This window comes from Bacillus sp. 01N45 (assembly GCF_056399205.1).
In genome coordinates, this window is sequence record NZ_JBFTQW010000008.1 from 98,762 (window position 1) to 116,340 (window position 17,579).

Genomic DNA, 17,579 nt, shown 5'->3' on the forward strand with positions numbered 1-17,579 from the left:
ATTAATTTAAGAATAGATCTACAAATTCGTTTACATTCATATTTTCTAGTTTTTCTTCATTTAGACAAACTTCATGAATTTGTTCTTGTTGCTTACTAGAATAATGACCTGCCATATTTGCAGTGAATTTTTGAACAACTTTTGGAATCGCTTCGTCTCTACGGAAACGGTGACCAAGTGGATATTCACATTCCACATTTTCTGTTACAGTGCCATCCTTGAAATGAACTTGAACAGCGTTGGCGATTGAGCGCTTGTTCGGGTCAAGATAATCTAAACTGTACTGTTTGTTTTCAACAACAACCATCTTATTACGTAATTCATCTACACGTGGATCATTTGCTACTACATCCTCATAATCATCCGCAACGATATCTCCTTTTAACAAACCAATTGCCGTAATGTATTGTAAGCAATGATCACGATCAGCTGGGTTATTTAATGGACCTTCTTTGTCGATAATACGAATTGCTGATTCATGAGTTGTAATCGTAATACGATCAATTTCATCTAATCTTTCTTTAATTTCTGGATGTAATTTCACAGCACACTCTGCAGCTGTTTGTGCATGGAACTCTGCTGGATATGAAACTTTAAATAATACATTTTCCATTACATAAGACTCTAATGGTCTTGCTAACTTTAATTCTTGTTTATTGAATAATACATCTTGGAATCCCCAGCCTGGTGCAGATAATGCTGTTGGATATCCCATTTCACCTTTTAGAGCAGTCATTGCAAGATGAACACCGCGGCTTGTTGCATCACCTGCTGCCCATGATTTACGTGAGCCTGTATTTGGTGCATGACGATATGTACGAAGACTAGAATTATCAATCCATGCATGTGATAATGCATTAAAGATTTCTTCACGTGTTCCGCCGAGCATTTTTGCAACTACAGCAGTTGTTGCTACTTTTACGTATAATACATGGTCAAGACCAACACGATTCAAACTATTTTCTAAAGCTAGTACACCTTGAATTTCATGCGCTTTAATCATCATTTCTAATACTTCACGTACTTTTAATGGTTCTTTTCCTTCTGAAATACGAACACGGCTAATATAATCTGCAACTGCTAAAATACCGCCTAAGTTATCAGATGGATGTCCCCACTCTGCTGCAAGCCAAGTATCGTTATAGTCTAACCAACGGATCATACATCCGATATTAAATGCACCTTTCACTGGATCAAGCACATATGACGTACCTGGTACACGTGTACCATTCGGCACGATCGTTCCTGGTACAACTGGTCCTAGTAATTTCGTACACTCTGGATATTGTAGTGCTAAAATTCCGCATCCAAGTGTATCAAGTAATACGTAACGAGCAGTACTGAATGCTTCTGCGCTAGTTACCTCTTTATTTAATACATAATCCGCAATTTCTTCTAATAATGCATCTTTTTGTTTAATTTCATTTGTTTTAATCATACTATTCTTCCCTTTCTGTCGAAAATTCGTTATTATTAATGATGGGTGTCTGTCAAACACCCATCTAGCGGGCGGCGCTAACAACTCCCCAGTTGTTCTTATTTACTAAGTACATGTCGCTCGCCAACATAATTTACACGTGGACGGAACAATCGATTGTTCGCATGTTGCTCAATTACGTGCGCGCATAGTCCTACTGTTCTAGAGCTAAAGAAGATTGGTGTGTAAAGTTGAATTGGAATACCAAGCATCCAATATACTGGAGCTGCATAATAATCAAGGTTCGGATAAATTCCTTTTTCCTTCTCCATAATCTTTTCTCCAGCTTCACACATTTCATATAGTGTATAATCGCCTTTTACATCACATAACTGCTTTAAAGCTTCCTTCATCATCAGTGCTCTTGGATCCATCTTCTTCATATACACACGATGTCCAAAGCCCATAATTTTTTCTTTGTTATATAGTTTCTTCTGTAACAACTCTTCAAACTTCTCAACATTACCAGCTTCTAAAAGCATGTACATAACCGCTTCGTTTGCACCACCGTGTAAGCTACCTTTTAAAGATGCAACTGCACCTGTTAAAGCACCATATAAGTCCGATTGCGTTGATGCAATAACGCGCGCTGTAAATGTAGAGTTTGGCATTTCATGTTCACTATATAAAACAAGGGAACGATCAAAGATCTTCTCCTCAAGTTCAGTTGGTTTTTTACCTGTTAACATATAGAAGAAATTCGCGCTATATGATAATTCTTGAAGAGGCTGAATTGGCTCTTCATTATTTAAAATATGATAGCTATTCGCTACAATGTTTGGTACTTTGCTCAATAATTTGTACCCGCGGCTTTTGTTTACTTCTAACGAGCGGTTTTCGATATCATTATCGTAACCAGCTAATGCGGACACACCTGTACGCAATCCATCCATCGGGTGCGTTTCTTTCGGTAATGCCTTTAATACGTTGAATACACCTTCTGGTACCGCGTATTCTTCTTTTAATTTCTTTTCGAGTTTTGCTTTTTCATCCTCATTTGGTAGATGTTCTTCCAATAAAAGGTGCACAATGTCTAAATACTCTTTTGTTTTTGAGAGTTCGATTAAATCATACCCTTGAATTACAATTTCACCTTTCACTGTGTCAAGAAACGAAATTTTCGTCTCCGCTGCCACTATACCATCTAATCCCGGGGAAAATTTTTCTTCAGCTTTCATCATTATTTCCTCCAATCCTAATAGATCTTCGTGCACATAACTGTAAGCCTTTACAAAATCGTGAAACTACATTTCTATTTCAATGTATCAGAGTTTTTAGAAGATTTCAATTTATTTTATAATGATAAGTTTCCTATACTTTTACCGATGTAACAATACAATTTTTCAAAAATAATTTTCATATTTTATAAAGAAAGGACAGACTTCTTTGTTCGCCTTATTAAAACAAAATATAAGGATGAATCAGAAAATCCTACAGAACACATCATTCTCCCATTTTTTTTAAGAAAATAAAAAAAACGAGCTGCACACATATACAACTCGTTTCTTCATAATATTTATTTCACTATCTCTTCAATATAATTCTTATATAAAACTTATTTACTTTTAAAAAAGTTATTATTTTACATAATTAAATTAAATTCCTACGTTTCCCCGTACTAACCTACAACTAAATGATAGTTTTGAAAGTGCTAAAGATCATCAACTTACATAATTTACCATATAATTTCCTAAAGACTATTCCTAAAGAATATCCAGGCTGAATTAGACTATTAACATGCTATATTCAGAATTCTTCCTTAAACCATTGTAGAGCGTCATGTTCAATTAAAATTTTGATCTTTGTTCCTCTCGTTTACGCAAATTCTTTTTTACCTAATCGCTGTTTTACAAAAATGACAAAAATAATGAAAGCGATTAGTCCTGAAATTGCACTACCTGCAAATAAAATACGGTAACCGAACATTTGCGAAACAACTCCAAGTAAAATCGCACCAAGTCCAATCCCTAAATCAAATGCGGTAAAGAATGAAGCGTTAGCAACTCCTCTTTTACTCGGATCAACAATTGTAAGCATCGCTGCTTGTAATGCGGGCTGTGCTGAACCGAATCCAACACCGTATAATGCAGCTGCGATAACTACCCCTATTAAACTATTTGAAATCGTTAATACAACTATCGCGATAATCGTAATACATAGTGCCGGGAGTATAATAAATACTTCTCCATACTTATCTAATAGTTTTCCTGAAATTGGTCTTACAATCGTTAAAGCAACTGCATATACAAGAAAGAATGTCCCAGGATTCACATCGATTGAAGATGCAAATAGCGGTAAAAACGTCGTAATTCCTCCATATGCAAATGATAAAAAGAAAACTACAATTGTAATGGAGAGAACCGATTTTTCAAACAACTGCATTTTCCCTTTTTCTTTTTGTGGTGTGAATGGCATTTTCGTCATGAACGATAATAGGACTGCCATAAAGGATAAAAGAGTTGCCAACAAGAATAGGCCGTGAAATGAATAATGTTGTACAACCGATAATCCAATCATTGGGCCGATCGCCATTGCAATTGTCATAGCCATCCCGTACCAACCCATACCTTCACCACGGCGTGAATCTGGAATAATATCAGTTATTGCTGTTCCAACAGCTGTTGTAGAAACAGCCCATGTCACGCCATGAATAACCCGTAAAACAGCTAAAAGAACAATAGTCGATGCTAAATTATAAGAATACATCGTTATCCCAAAAAAGACGAGTCCGAAAATAATAAAAGATCTTCTCCCATATTGATCTAACATTCCTCCGATAATCGGTCGTATTACAACTGCTGCTATTGTAAACATTCCCATCATAAGTCCAACTTGTGATTCATTGCCGCCTATCTCTTTAATAAAGAGCGGGAGCGTTGGTACAAGTAAATAAAATCCTGTAAATAAAAATAACATTGCGAAAGTCATTTGAATAAATGATTTCGTCCATAATCGTTCCATTAAAATTCCTCCATAAACACGTATATTCTTGCAATTAACACCTCCATTTTACATTTTCTTAGTCCCTTTTCCCTCCGTAAATAGACGTAACTTTTTATAATAAATGGTCCACCATCAATATAAATTGGTCTTACAACTTTATAAGTATACATTAGCCTAAAGTCCTATCTATATGTACCTTTATACGCGTGAAAAGAATATACTACTTTATTATCACCACTTAGGAGTGATTATGTTATGTGGGTATCTTCAAGAGTAACAGCCGTCGTTCCTTCGACTCCTGGGATACACGTTCCAGCCGTTCATACAGCTAGTTCCGATGTAGGAATTGAACTTCCTGCAACTTGGCAACAATATCAAATTCCAGGTCAAGTTACTCCCTCATTTTGGCATCATGGCGCACATCCAAGTAGTACTACCTTTTACAACCCCAGTTATACTCCATTGCCTCAGGCTCAAGTTTTTTATCATTTTCCATCAATTTATTTTCAAAATTTCTACGGTACTTTTAACATTTAAATTTAAACGATAAAAAAGCACTTAAGATTGTAATTTTTACAAATCTTAAGTGCTTTTTTGTACTTTTTATTAACTTCTCTTATTGTCCATTATTGACAGGGACTTCTCCTGCATTCCCGCCAGTATCTGGTTGTGTGGTCGCTGGAGGTGTTGTATTTCCTTGACCTCCTCCATTATTTGCTGGAGGTGTTGTATTTCCTTGGCCTCCTCCATTATTCGCTGGAGGTGTTGTATTTCCTTGGCCTCCTCCATTATTCGCTGGAGGTGTCGTATTTCCTTGGCCTCCTCCGTTATTCGCTGGAGGTGTCGTATTTCCTTGGCCTCCTCCATTATTCGCTGGAGGTGTTGTATTTCCTTGGCCTCCTCCGTTATTTGCTGGAGGTGTCGTTCCTTGGCCATTTCCATTATTTTGTTCATTTTGTTTCTTTTCTTCTTCTTGTTTCTTTTGTTCTTCTTGCTTCTTCAGTTCCTCTTGTTGCTTTTGTTCTTCTTGTTTTTTAAGCTCTTCTTGTTTCTTTTCTTCTTCTTTGTTTTTCTCTTCTTCAGTTTTTTGCTTTTGATCTGGTTTTGGTTGTTCCGTTGTATCCGGTACGCTCGTATTTGGTGAAGAATCACGTTTTTCACCTTTTATACGTAGCTCACTACCTTCTTGAATAACACTACTTGGCATTTTAAAGCGTGATTTGTCAGTAGCAAACTCACTCATCATTTCTTTAAAGATCAACTGTGCAATTTTCGTATTTTTACTACTAATATACTCGTCTTTACCATCTTTCATATATCCAGTCCATACCGCCATCGTATATTGCGGCGTATAACCTGCAAACCAACTATCACGAGTCGCACTTTCTGGAATTTTATATTGAGCTAGTTGTTTTGAATCATAGTTTGTTGTACCTGTTTTACCAGCTACATCTAAAGAACTAATATTTGCTGCTGTACCAGTACCAGATGTTACTACTGAACGAAGCATATCAGTAATCATATATGCTGTAGAGTCAGCTATAACTTGTTTTGGTTTTTGCTCAAAACTTTGTGACTTGCCGTCTGGATAAACTACTTTCTTAACAAAATGCGGTTTTGCATACTTTCCACCATTACCAAATGTCGCATAAGCACCCGCCATTTCAGTTGGTGATACTTCGTTTGTACCAATAGCGGTAGATTCTGCCGGCGGTTTATTAAATGTAATACCTAATTTCTCAGAGAATTCCTTTGATTTATTAAGTCCTACTTCTTTTGCAGTTTTAACTGCTGGAACGTTACGTGACATTTTTAATGCTTCACGCATAGTAATTGGGCCTAAATGACTTCTGTCCGCATTTCGAAGTTCTTGTCCAGTTGAATATTTAAATGGAGAATCATCAATTTGATGGTACGTAGCCCATTTTAAATATTCAATAGCAGGACCGTAATCAAAGATTGGCTTCATCGTTGAACCAGCTGCACGATCTAATTCAATTGCCATATTATGCCCTTTAAATACTGCTTTATTTTCACCGCGCCCACTACCTATAGCACGAACCTCACCTGTTTTCGTATCCATAAATGTGAAAGCACCTTGGAATTTATCATTTGGATAATTAATAATATTTTCATTTAATATCCTATCAGCAGACTTCTGTGCATCTCGGTCTAAAGTTGTATAAATTTCTAAACCGTCAGAACCAATGTTAGCATCTGGCAATTCTTTTTCAACTTCTTTCACAACCGCATCCATAAATGCAGGATATGGCATTGCCTGAACAGTTGCAGTTTTAAGTCCATCTGTTACTTTAACTTTCGAAGCTTCTTCCATTTCTGCCTTCGTAATATAACCATGTCGATTCATTAATTTTAGTACAACATCTCTTCTTTCTGTTGCTCTTTGAATATTGTCCGTTTTCGTTGGATCATAGTTATTCGGTGCTTTCGGTAAACCTGCAAGCATCGCAACTTCTGGTAATGTTAACTCTTTTAATTCTTTACCATAGTAGTTTTGTGCTGCTGTTGCGATACCATATGAACGGTTTCCTAAGTTAATTTTATTTAAATACATTTCTAAAATTTCATGTTTTGAATATTGTTGTTCTAGCTTATACGCTAAATATATTTCCTGAACTTTACGTTTTGATGTTTTTTCCATCGATAAGAAATAGTTTTTAATAACCTGTTGCGTTATTGTACTTCCACCTTGTGAACCGTAATCTCCTTTAAGACTCACCAAGACAGCACGGGCAGTACCTTTAAAGTCTACTCCACTATGCTCATAAAAACGTGAATCTTCTGTTGCTAAAAATGCATTTTCTACTAATTTAGGAATTTGATCATACGTAACATTCGTCCGTTTTTCTTTCCCGTATTCATATACCAAATCGCCATTTTTATCATAAATTTTTGAGGATAACGGATTAACAAGTTTTGCTTTCTCAAGTTTTGGTGCATCCTTAATCATTACGAAGAAGGTAGCAACCCCCGCCACTAAACCAACAATACCAAGTAATAAACAAGTAATTAAAAACTTACGAAAGAATGAAGTTTTCCCTTTTGGTTTTTGTGTTTTAGAAGCTGGCTGTTTTTTCTTTTTAACTTGTCGTCGTTCCTCTCGAGAACGATAATTTTCTGACATGTTACTTTCTCCTGCCTTTCAATTCTCCCGTTGATTTACTTAAAAATATTGAGGTCACTTTCTAAACTGAAGTTAATTAAGAAAGTATATCGACCTGGAGCATTCAATATTTTCCTAATTCACAGATTATAAATTTTAGAATACTTCTTATACAAACTATTTTCACTTCTATTTTTCCTAATAATGCTGCCCCTTTAAGCATAGAATGTAAAAAGTGAATTTTTAATACCTCGTATAAATAATATACCTTTTTTTCAAATGGTCAATATTTTCTTATTTATAAATCAAAGGTGAAATAAAAATAGCACAACGATATGTACTTCGTGTGAACTTCCTTATAATTACGTATAACGAACATTTAATATATTGCATATAAGTATAATACCTCTTTAATTATAAGGATTTCAACACCACAACCTCAACATCTACAAGAAATTATTAAAAATGAGAAGTGAGGAGTTGCGTAATGATGAAACTATCTCCCGTGATTTCAAAAAATATAGTTGCTGTTGGCTATAATCCTTTTTCTATGATTTTGCGCATTCAATTAAAGAATGGAATGTATGATTTCTTTAACGTGCCTGAAAACATTTACACCGGTTTATTAAGCGCACAATCTAAAACTAATTATCACAATACTTATATTAAAAATTCTTACCGCTATACTAAAATTTAAACTTAAACAGAATGAAAAAAAGAAAGGAGGTAGTCCCCCTTTCTTTTTACAATCATTTCACGACTTAGCTATCTTCTATTCCTCTTATTCATTTCATCATATGCTTCAATTTGTTTTTTTAATCTCCGGTCTGCTTTTTTATCATGTACAACTAATATCGCATGTATAACTCCTGGAACCCAAAATATTAATGTTAATAGGAAGTTAATTATTGCTTGAAATGGTTTTCCACAAAATAATACGGCTACTGGTGGTAGTAGAATTGCCAATAAATACATCATCTCTTGAAAACTCCTTGTTTTGTATTTTTTATCTCTCTTCTTTTCATACGCTCACAAAACCAATTATTTTTATATTTCATAAATTCCAATTAAGCATGAAAAACTTTTCTACTCTTATATATTCTATTCAAATGCCTAAAAACCTACTACTTCAATCTTACCACGTATGTAAAATTAAAATCCCCCTTCCTTTATCAAATGTGTATTTTCATATTTTTATTTTTTCTAATCTGTCTTCTTTCTCTATTATAGTTAATCCAATCGCAGAAATAATAGTTCCTATTGCTTGTATCCAAATACCAATGAGTGCTATTATCTTCTCATTCTTCTTATCAACCATACTGCCTTCATTTTCTATTTCGTTCTTTGATACATTAATAATACCTTGATACGCTTGAAGTCCAGCACCTAAACTTTGCAAAGAATTACCTAGTATTATAATTCTCTGTATTGCTTTCATCTGAAGTAAAGCTGCTTCTACTCCTAAAAAAGCACCAATCGATTGTAAACTGTTCCCGATAATTATGAGATAATCATTCTCTTTCAATTGTTTATTTATATTAAAATATGTTCCTATTACATTTGATATATTCCCTAATGCTAATAATTCAATGCCCATTTTATCAAGCATTTCACTTTTATTCTCCAAACACATATTTTGATTTTCTCTTTCAGCTTCATTTCCGGTATCATTACTCGCTATTATTTGTAATATATAACCGAGGGCTTGTAATGAGCTTCCTACAATTACAAGATCTGATTCAACTTTCTCTTCTCCAATAAATCCTCTTGTCGTCCCAATAGCCGCAGTAAGATTTCCTCCTACTTGAAACCATGCTCCTGTCACTTTTAAACCGCTTGGATTCATTTTTATCACCTATTTAGAAATTTTCTAGTGCTTTTTTCGCCATACACAAATGACATCCTTTATCTCATATTTATTTTCTATATGTAATTTTGTGCATTCTAAAATGTGTTAATCATACAAAAAAGCACCTTTAAGGTACTTTTTTTAGACAAAGCGTATATCACTGAAAATATGCTAATTAAAAGATACGTATACAATTCAAAATATATTTACATACATTCTGGGCATGTCAATGAAGCTCCATTTTTATCTATTGTTATATTTAATATATATTGAATCGCATGATGTGACCACATTTCAGGTGTGGGTGATTCATTTACATACTGTGGTGCACATGAATACAGCATTGGGCTCCTAATACTTCCGCCCGGATCTAAAGCAACTACAGCCATACCATAGGGTAATTCAAGTGCCATAGATTTCGTGATACCTTCAATTGCAAACTTTGAGGCACAATATGGCGCCAGCTCAGCTTCTCCCTCTCGGCCCCAACTAGAACTCATATTAATAATCATTCCTTCTTTCCTAGCTACCATCGCTGGGACAAATGCCCTAATTACATTTACTACACCATTTACGTTTACATTCATTACATTTTCGAATTCTTGAGCTGTTACTTTCCACAGTGGCGCATTTTTATTAACAATCGATGCATTATTTATTAACAAGTCAGGTGCTCTATATCTATGAAGTATATAACTCGCCCAATTACTTACTTGCTGGGAGTCTGAAACATCGATTATTTGAAAATCATGTATATTACCGTAATATTTTTTCAATTCTTCAATTTTATCTTTTGAACGTCCACAGCCATATATATTCCATCCCAATTCATGAAATCGATCAACCATTGCACGACCTAATCCTTGCGTCACTCCTGTAATCATTACAACTTTTCCAGTTTCGTTTCGCTGCATATACCTCTCCTCCTTTATAAAATTTTACACTCTCCCTTTTCATTCAGCCATTTACTAAAGTATCAACTCATTTCATACTTTAGTAGGTGTTTTTATGTAAGCAAAAAGAGTAACCATAACAGTTACTCTTGCTTATATATCAAAAAAGTCATTATTTATTTCGTTATTGCTTTTATATTTCAGCTTCTCTTTCCCGCATTTCTCACACAATATATAAAAGTTACACCTAGATTACCTCTTTTAAAATCTTCATTATCCTTAATAAAACCATATTTATGCTTACAGTGAGATTCATCTAAAAAAATTTTAAACCATTTTTTCAACATAGAACAGTTAACCTCTATGAAAGAATCTTCATCTATTCTGATTACCGATTTTTATTTAAATTCTCAATCTCATTTTGCAACTTTTTGAATTGTTCAAAATGCATAGTGATAGATTGACTATTTCCATAATCAACACTATGCTTCACAAATAAAACACCAGTGTCATGAAAAATTGCTTCCAGTTCTTTTCTGATGGATACTTTCATTATATGTGCTGTTTTAATAGCCGATAAAATTGCAATTTCATTAAACTTTAATTTTATTTCATTTGGACAAAATGCTTCTTCAACCAATATAACTTCATTGCTATAAATAAGTGCAACAAGATTACTTGATTTTGCATCTGTTAAATCTACTTTTTTTATAACATTATTCATTACATTTTGCCTCCTTTGATTTTGTATATATTAATTATACAATTGTTTTTTAAAATTAATCGACCTTACATTAATTTTAACATACTTTTATTGTAGGATTAAGCTACACTTCAAACGTTTTACTATTCCACAATTTTTGTTACATGAACCATTTGGACTATAAGGCCATATAGTAATGTTAACAAATGATTGTAAAGCGGGTGAAAACTATGCCCTCAGTTGTAGGGAATTTAGTTGTACAAAATAGTAACGGTTCATTTAACTTAGGCGATTTCTACAACGTTTCTCCGAAAGAAAATACGAAGGCTTATAATGGATCTGGTGCTTCAAACGTTGGTTTTGTTGTTAATACTTTTAATGGCGTGAGCGCGACTAATACGTTTGATTCTGACCTTGCAGATCAAAACCAAGTGGGTACAGCCTAATCCTATTTTTTCATCGTTCTGTTTAGGAATTTTAAATTTGTCTATACTATAATTAGGCTGTTACACAGCTATTATTGATTTTTGGAGTACCCTATCTTTTTCTCCCTTTCCCTGGGGCTCAGCAGCTAGTATGAAGCTAGCTGCTTTTTCGTTTCATTATTTATATCCCTCATCTAAAATAACGTAAAGGAAGCTAAAATTGAAATTTCAGCTTCCTTTACGTTATTTCAATAATATCAGAAGTATTAAATACGTAAGTTTTATAAAATGCGTCCGTACATATTACAATGCGCTTTAGCGGGTTTATATGCACTACTGTCATATAACTTGTAAGGATGTAACCATCTTCAAAATATGTCACCAATATTTCTTTCTCAGACAATAATGACGTTAATAATTTATCAGAAATTCTCTCTTTTGCTTCGTTTGTTAAGAGCGGTTTTTGTACTTTAAACTTCTCTCCAATAACCTTTCGCAAACTTAACAACTGTTCCGACATTACTGTAAATGGAACCCATTCTCTTTCTATTTTCTGCACCTTTACATCATTCATTTCTTTATCTCCTTGATCATTTATCCATTCAATTTCACACATAATGGTACTCAATTATTCTTTCATAATGCTAGGCTCATATTTATCCGGCATTAACAGGTAGTGAAGCTCCTACCTCAAAATCCGCTATATGCGAGGAGGTAAGACGAAAATCAACTGCCCGTTAACGCTTAATTGGTGAAAGCTAATAAATAACGGACGATGAACACCCTGCTTATTAAAGTTTCACTTTATTTCTTATTCGTATACTATCTACACATACAAGAACATTCGTTCTAATTATACACGAACCTACGTTCTTTTGGAATGATTTAAATTATATTTTTATCCATCATTTATTTTTTCTTCATCAAGTGAGCTTTTCACTTCTTATATAATAGGCCGTCCACATATCAACAGAAAAAGCGACTTCATACAAAGTGAAGTCGCTTTTTTCTAATAACGTATATTTCCATATTTACTTTTCTATCCTGACAAGCGTTCTTTCCGGGATACAAATCTCATCTATATTAAAATGATTTATTTTTAATTTAATTCTCCCACTCGTTCCTGATCTTCATCACCAACCCAACAACTGAATAATTCAAAATAGTCCCCCTCATTTAAATAACCTTCCATAATCGAGCATAAAGCTAATAGCTTTTTTTAGCTTCTTTCTTCTCCTTTTCACTTTGCCACTCAACAAGTTCAATGCCCCAGCTCGTTGAAACTTCATACGTGTAACTTGTTTGAAATTGAAACTCTTGTACAATTTCAAGCATACTTTCATCTGAAAAGCACGACCCAAAAACAATTACATCATTAGAATCTGGATCCGTTAACGGAATTTCTACATTGCACCCTATATAACTTGCTAAACTCATTTTTACTCCTCCAATATTCATATACAAAATACTTTATATGAATATTTATCTGCTCGAATATAAAATCCCTGCCTAAACTAAAAAGTTTTAATTTTTCAAGTTTATTAACCAACTATAAATGAAAGCATATATTATAAAGAACGAACTCACAAAATTTAAGGAATTTATAACGAACCACAATTCATTCCTTATGAATTTCTATGAAAAGAGAGCAATTTAAACACTCTCTTTTCGTACATAATGTATAAAACTATTTATAAATAATTGCCCCTTATTATTACATATATTTTGGTTGTACTATTATATGTAACTCCCTCTCTGTTACTGCTTTTTTTGGGTTACGAAAATACTCTAATTCATATTATAATACTTCATACTCAACCATCCCAATCTTGATCCCTTTCGTTTCTTTTAAAATAGCTAATAAGTTGCTTATATCTTCATCATACGATTCAAAAACCTTCCCTCCACCTTCTCTTTGAAAAATTACTTTCATATTTTCTCCTCCTACGTAATATATTTATCTATTAAATAATTTCTTTAAAAGCATTCTTTCCTCTGAAAATTTCATACTAAAAAGAACATTCTTTTTTAGTAGAATGCTCTGCTTTTCACTTCATTTAACATCAATATTTTTTCAATACTATTGTATGTTTCATTCTGCAAATTATGTTTATCCACTTCAATAAAGAAAAACTTAAATCACTTCAGGTTTTAATTAGCCCGCGCCAATCAGACTACATGCAAATAGTGGAATGAAATTAAGCAAACGAAACATTATAATATCAACATTCTATGAAGCATTGATCATTCCAATTTTTAAAAAATACATAAATTCCCATTGAAATTCTTAATATTTAAATGTAATATTATATTGTCTTACTATCTATTTATAACACACACACTAACTAGAAAAGGGAACCTATATAGGTTCCCTTTTCTAATTACAATCATTATTTCTTTTCTAGAAATTCAAATGTATTTTTAAATTCTTTATCATTCACTTTAATACCAGCATCTTTCAATAAATCATTAACTACTTGCTGTTTCCATTTACCTGTCGTATCTTGTAGTCTTTGCTGTTCTAAATCTTTACGAATTTGATCTTTTACTTCATCAAATGGCTTCAATTCTTTTTTATCTGTCACTTTAATAATATGGTACCCGTAAGTTGTTTTTACTGACTCACTTACTTGTCCTGCATTTAATTTATATGCAGCTTCCTCAAATTCTTTCACCGTTTGCCCTGGAGCAAAACCAGTTATTTCCCCACCTTGTTCTTTTGAACCAGTATCCTCTGAATATTGCTTCGCTAAAGCTGCAAAATCTTCTCCATTATTTACTTTCTCTTTCACTTCTTTAGCAGTCTTTTCATCTTTCACTAAAATGTGACTTACCTTCATTTCTGGTTTATAGTTATCTTTTACATCTTTTTCTGTGACAGTCGCTTTAATCGCTTTCTCAAATGCGATTTCTGGCTTCATTTTTTCTTTTAATTCATCTTCATTTTTCAATCCAACTTGCTCTAAAGTCGATTTGAAGTTGTCACCCATTTTATCTTTTGCTTCTTCTACTTGTTTTTTTGCTTCCTCATCTGAAACTTTATATTTATCTAGCAACGCCTTACTTAACACCATTTGGTATAAAGTACTTTCCCCATATTTTTGTCTTAATTCTTTACTTAACTCTTTCTCTGTAACATTTCCTACTTTTGATGTTACTACATTGTCTGAGGAACCACATGCCGATAATGCCAGTAGTACGCATGAAATAATTGTTCCTAAAAATAGCTTTTTCTTTTTCAATTCAAAATACCTCACTTTTATTATTATATAAGAATAACTATACAATGTACTTGTGTTAACAATGTGTTTTCCACATGTAATTCATTTCATTTGAATAAACTATGTATCTTGTTCTTTTTTGTTCAAATATTAAAGGTCATCTTACTATTTATCAGTAAAATGACCCTTTACGTATTCCTATAGATTCTTAATAGTTACATGTTCTTCCAGTATCCAATTATTTTGCCCGATATCTACTGCATTTTTGGCTCTTCCCCACACACGAAAAGATTTTGATCCATCAATATTTCCTTTATAATTTATACATTCAGGCTCTGCATAATAATTCACTCCATACCCAACAGGATATTTTGAAACTGCATAAAACCATTCTACATCAAAATGTTTTACATATACCCACTGTTTATCATTGCCTAAGCAAATCATATCTTTATCTGCGTCTTCCCAATAACCATGTAAGACTAAATATGGATTTTTTTGAGTGATTGTACCTGTAAACTGAGGATTCGTAGGATTTTCATATACGTTTATGCCATATCCATCAGGATATTTTGAAACTGCAATACCAATACCATTTGATTGCTGTGTATTCTCTTTGTTAAATTGAATAGATTGATTTACTTGATCCGAACCTATAAACCAAGAAAGCGACTTATTTCCTATTAATTGATTTAAATCACCTTTCCCAATACCAGGAACATTTCCCGCATCAGTATATTGCCAAATATCACACGGATATGCTGGCTTATTTCCTCCATAACGAGGAATCCATACAAAATCAACTTCAATATTACGTGCTCCAAATGATACATACGTGTGATGCCCCACGTATAGCCCTACTTTTTTCGCACCTAAACGGCGTAATTCATCTATAAACGCTTGTGTCCCCCCTTGCATATCCATCATCGTTTGAATTTCTACGTCCACCACCCAAAACTTAGCAGATTTATCGCCACGACTCCAAAAATCTTGTGCCTCTTTCCTTGCATCAGCAATAGATATAAAGCGACAAAATGCATAATTACCAAATGGAATACTGCGTTTCTTCATTTCATTCACATAATTTTGATACATAAAATCTACCGTATTCGAGCCATCTTGAACTCTAGCAATAACTAAATCTAGCCGAGATGCTGCAATATCCCAATCAATAGTTCCATTCCATTTTGAAATATCGATAATATACCCCACTACAATTCATCCCCTTTTTAATATCATATTCAAAGCTTGTCTTATTGAAAGCCCCTTATGCCTAATACTAGCTATCTATAATATAAATAAGGAGAATCTATATTATTTTTCAAAACATATAATCTTTTAATTAAACTTCCACTAATTTTATTTATTTTTCATACAGCTCATTCACAAATTCGAGATATGCACTATCATCTATTAGTAAATAATATCAATTAATTAACCTTTCATTAGCGCTATTATTAGAAACGTTTTCATTATTACTACTCATCGATATTAATCTTCTTTAGACTAATAAACATATGTATGACAGCTAACTTACTGTGTTTCTTGYGATTATTCTATATTCACGAAAATGATTTCCCTCACATTTCTTATATATTTTCAATTCAAACAGACTACTTTTACATACTATATGAAATTCTGTAACTCTTTCATCAGTGGCAGTTTCGTTCATGATTCACAGCTTGTTAACCTGTAATTAGCTAGACAAAGTAACGTTTATGCATACAAAAAAGACATTTTCTATTAATGAAAATGTCTTCTTACAATTTAGTAAAACAGTTTTGGTGTCAACTCTGTATTTTGTAATTGTGCACTCTCACCGCTCGGAACACAGCTTGTGGAGAATAAAATTGGGATATCACAAATGTCATCGTTCATTACATCATGAAATACATTTGCAGCAACACCAGTAAATGTTTGACATAAATTTGAAATATCATCATTAAAAAATTGAATCACTTGCGCAGTAAAAACTGGAAAGACAACATTTGATCCACCAGGAAGCTGCGGCTGTACAACAACTTGTTCAAAATAAGGATTATTTTCTAACGCCGCTTGAAATAAATGAGCAATTTCAAATGCATCTAGTGGACATGGAAGTGGATTTACAATGTTATTTTCATTATTAGTTACAATAACTGTTACACTTACATTCCCAAATTCTACAAAAGATTTTAGAAGCGTTGCTAACGCTATCGCTTTTTCATTACTTAACGCATGCACTAAAATAATATAATTCCCGCCAACTGGAATTAGCGGACCAACTGAAACAGTTGGATCAGCACCAATTGAATTTTTTAACTCATTGAAATATGTGATCCACGGTGGTGAAAGCTGAGCTTGTACATTTTCTTGCACTCTTTCATTACCTCCTAATACAATTCTTACTACTATAATATGTATCAAGGAAAAAAGTGTATTAGATAAATTACTTATTTTTTGCTTTTACCTATTATATCGATTAAACATTTTATAGAACATTCTCAGTTTCCTATGCATTTCCCACATTTTCACCACGGCATAAAACCCCATATTATTATCAACTCAACTAAAATTTCATATTATATTAATACGCCTTTATAATCTGAACGAAAAAGTGCAGAATAAGATGCTGCATATGAGGAGCTGATTTTATGAAAAAAAAACCTATCGTGGTTAAAGTTCCACCAAACTCAAAACTAAAAATCACATTTTTCGGTCCATGTAACGAGGTAATTACAAATGTTTCTATAATTAACCAACTTTCCACACCTAAGTGTCAAACTATTACGCAATATCCAAACTATAAGAAATACGGAACTGAAGTACGATCATTATCCAGTTGTTAATCCATTCTATTCACAATCCTTACAATTTGGTTAGCTCCGCGACGACGGGAATAGACCAAAATTACTCATTTCATGTTATTCCATTGATAATCTATTGATTTTTCACACGTTTTTAT

16 protein-coding genes and 3 pseudogenes are annotated in these 17,579 nt (G+C 33.3%); 4 read left to right on the plus strand and 15 right to left on the minus strand.

The features are described from left to right. Position 1: 1 nt before the first annotated feature. From prpD to AC1DMU_RS19325, 3 genes are all read right to left on the minus strand, one after another. On the minus strand, positions 2-1,438 hold the full coding sequence (gene prpD / locus AC1DMU_RS19315; protein ID WP_000598118.1) for a 2-methylcitrate dehydratase: 1,437 nt from the start codon (positions 1,436-1,438) through the stop codon (positions 2-4). 98 nt (positions 1,439-1,536) lie between these two features. Further along, positions 1,537-2,658 carry a citrate synthase gene (mmgD, locus tag AC1DMU_RS19320; RefSeq protein ID WP_002108333.1) on the minus strand — a complete coding sequence of 374 codons (1,122 nt, stop codon included), beginning with the start codon at positions 2,656-2,658 and terminating at the stop codon, positions 1,537-1,539. Between the two features lie 634 nt (positions 2,659-3,292). Next, on the minus strand, positions 3,293-4,438 hold the full coding sequence (locus AC1DMU_RS19325) for an MFS transporter (protein WP_000440677.1): 1,146 nt from the start codon (positions 4,436-4,438) through the stop codon (positions 3,293-3,295). Positions 4,439-4,675: 237 nt separating this feature from the next. Here AC1DMU_RS19325 and AC1DMU_RS19330 point away from each other — a divergent pair, with 237 nt between their 5' ends. Further along, on the plus strand, positions 4,676-4,957 hold the full coding sequence (locus AC1DMU_RS19330; RefSeq protein ID WP_060488674.1) for a hypothetical protein: 282 nt from the start codon (positions 4,676-4,678) through the stop codon (positions 4,955-4,957). Between the two features lie 79 nt (positions 4,958-5,036). Here the strand turns inward: AC1DMU_RS19330 and AC1DMU_RS19335 are convergent, their stop codons facing one another. Beyond that, entirely contained in the window at positions 5,037-7,565 is a 2,529-nt protein-coding gene (locus AC1DMU_RS19335) for a PBP1A family penicillin-binding protein (protein WP_088063294.1), read from the minus strand. 466 nt (positions 7,566-8,031) lie between these two features. Here AC1DMU_RS19335 and AC1DMU_RS19340 point away from each other — a divergent pair, with 466 nt between their 5' ends. After that, a complete protein-coding gene (locus AC1DMU_RS19340) occupies positions 8,032-8,241 on the plus strand; it encodes a KTSC domain-containing protein (RefSeq protein WP_131933606.1) in 210 nt (69 codons plus the stop codon). Positions 8,242-8,309: 68 nt separating this feature from the next. On the opposite strand, the gene AC1DMU_RS19345 is transcribed toward AC1DMU_RS19340, so the two are convergent. From AC1DMU_RS19345 to AC1DMU_RS19365, 5 genes and pseudogenes are all read right to left on the minus strand, one after another. After that, on the minus strand, positions 8,310-8,522 hold the full coding sequence (locus tag AC1DMU_RS19345) for a YqaE/Pmp3 family membrane protein (RefSeq protein WP_000990228.1): 213 nt from the start codon (positions 8,520-8,522) through the stop codon (positions 8,310-8,312). Positions 8,523-8,730: 208 nt separating this feature from the next. Further along, positions 8,731-9,390 carry a DUF6944 family repetitive protein gene (locus AC1DMU_RS19350; protein ID WP_088063293.1) on the minus strand — a complete coding sequence of 220 codons (660 nt, stop codon included), beginning with the start codon at positions 9,388-9,390 and terminating at the stop codon, positions 8,731-8,733. 209 nt (positions 9,391-9,599) lie between these two features. Beyond that, positions 9,600-10,307 carry an SDR family oxidoreductase gene (locus AC1DMU_RS19355; RefSeq protein WP_088063292.1) on the minus strand — a complete coding sequence of 236 codons (708 nt, stop codon included), beginning with the start codon at positions 10,305-10,307 and terminating at the stop codon, positions 9,600-9,602. A 132-nt stretch (positions 10,308-10,439) separates the two neighbouring features. Continuing rightward, positions 10,440-10,633 (minus strand): annotated as a pseudogene (locus AC1DMU_RS19360) (hypothetical protein). Between the two features lie 41 nt (positions 10,634-10,674). Continuing rightward, positions 10,675-11,010 (minus strand): hypothetical protein, encoded by a 336-nt coding sequence (locus AC1DMU_RS19365; RefSeq protein ID WP_001066867.1) that lies wholly within the window; start codon positions 11,008-11,010, stop codon positions 10,675-10,677. 209 nt (positions 11,011-11,219) lie between these two features. Here AC1DMU_RS19365 and gerPF point away from each other — a divergent pair, with 209 nt between their 5' ends. Next, positions 11,220-11,435, plus strand: a complete 216-nt coding sequence (gene gerPF / locus AC1DMU_RS19370) for a spore germination protein GerPF (RefSeq protein ID WP_001141565.1) — start codon at positions 11,220-11,222, stop codon at positions 11,433-11,435. 217 nt (positions 11,436-11,652) lie between these two features. Here the strand turns inward: gerPF and AC1DMU_RS19375 are convergent, their stop codons facing one another. The 6 genes and pseudogenes from AC1DMU_RS19375 to AC1DMU_RS19400 form a co-directional block, all read right to left on the minus strand. After that, positions 11,653-11,988, minus strand: coding sequence for a YolD-like family protein (locus AC1DMU_RS19375; RefSeq protein ID WP_088063291.1), 336 nt, complete (start codon positions 11,986-11,988; stop codon positions 11,653-11,655). Positions 11,989-12,445: 457 nt separating this feature from the next. Beyond that, positions 12,446-12,851 (minus strand): annotated as a pseudogene (locus tag AC1DMU_RS19380) (hypothetical protein). 277 nt (positions 12,852-13,128) lie between these two features. Continuing rightward, positions 13,129-13,347, minus strand: a pseudogene (locus AC1DMU_RS19385) (hypothetical protein). Between the two features lie 457 nt (positions 13,348-13,804). After that, a complete protein-coding gene (locus tag AC1DMU_RS19390; protein ID WP_088063290.1) occupies positions 13,805-14,656 on the minus strand; it encodes a peptidylprolyl isomerase PrsA in 852 nt (283 codons plus the stop codon). A gap of 177 nt (positions 14,657-14,833) precedes the next feature. After that, the gene (locus AC1DMU_RS19395; protein ID WP_476941547.1) at positions 14,834-15,847 is read right to left on the minus strand and encodes a glycoside hydrolase family 25 protein; all 1,014 of its coding nucleotides are present in this window, start codon (positions 15,845-15,847) and stop codon (positions 14,834-14,836) included. A 555-nt stretch (positions 15,848-16,402) separates the two neighbouring features. Then, the gene (locus AC1DMU_RS19400; protein ID WP_088063288.1) at positions 16,403-16,993 is read right to left on the minus strand and encodes a hypothetical protein; all 591 of its coding nucleotides are present in this window, start codon (positions 16,991-16,993) and stop codon (positions 16,403-16,405) included. A gap of 275 nt (positions 16,994-17,268) precedes the next feature. On the opposite strand from AC1DMU_RS19400, the gene AC1DMU_RS19405 reads away from it, so the two are divergent. Beyond that, positions 17,269-17,463 (plus strand): hypothetical protein, encoded by a 195-nt coding sequence (locus AC1DMU_RS19405; protein WP_088063287.1) that lies wholly within the window; start codon positions 17,269-17,271, stop codon positions 17,461-17,463. Positions 17,464-17,579 lie beyond the last annotated feature (116 nt).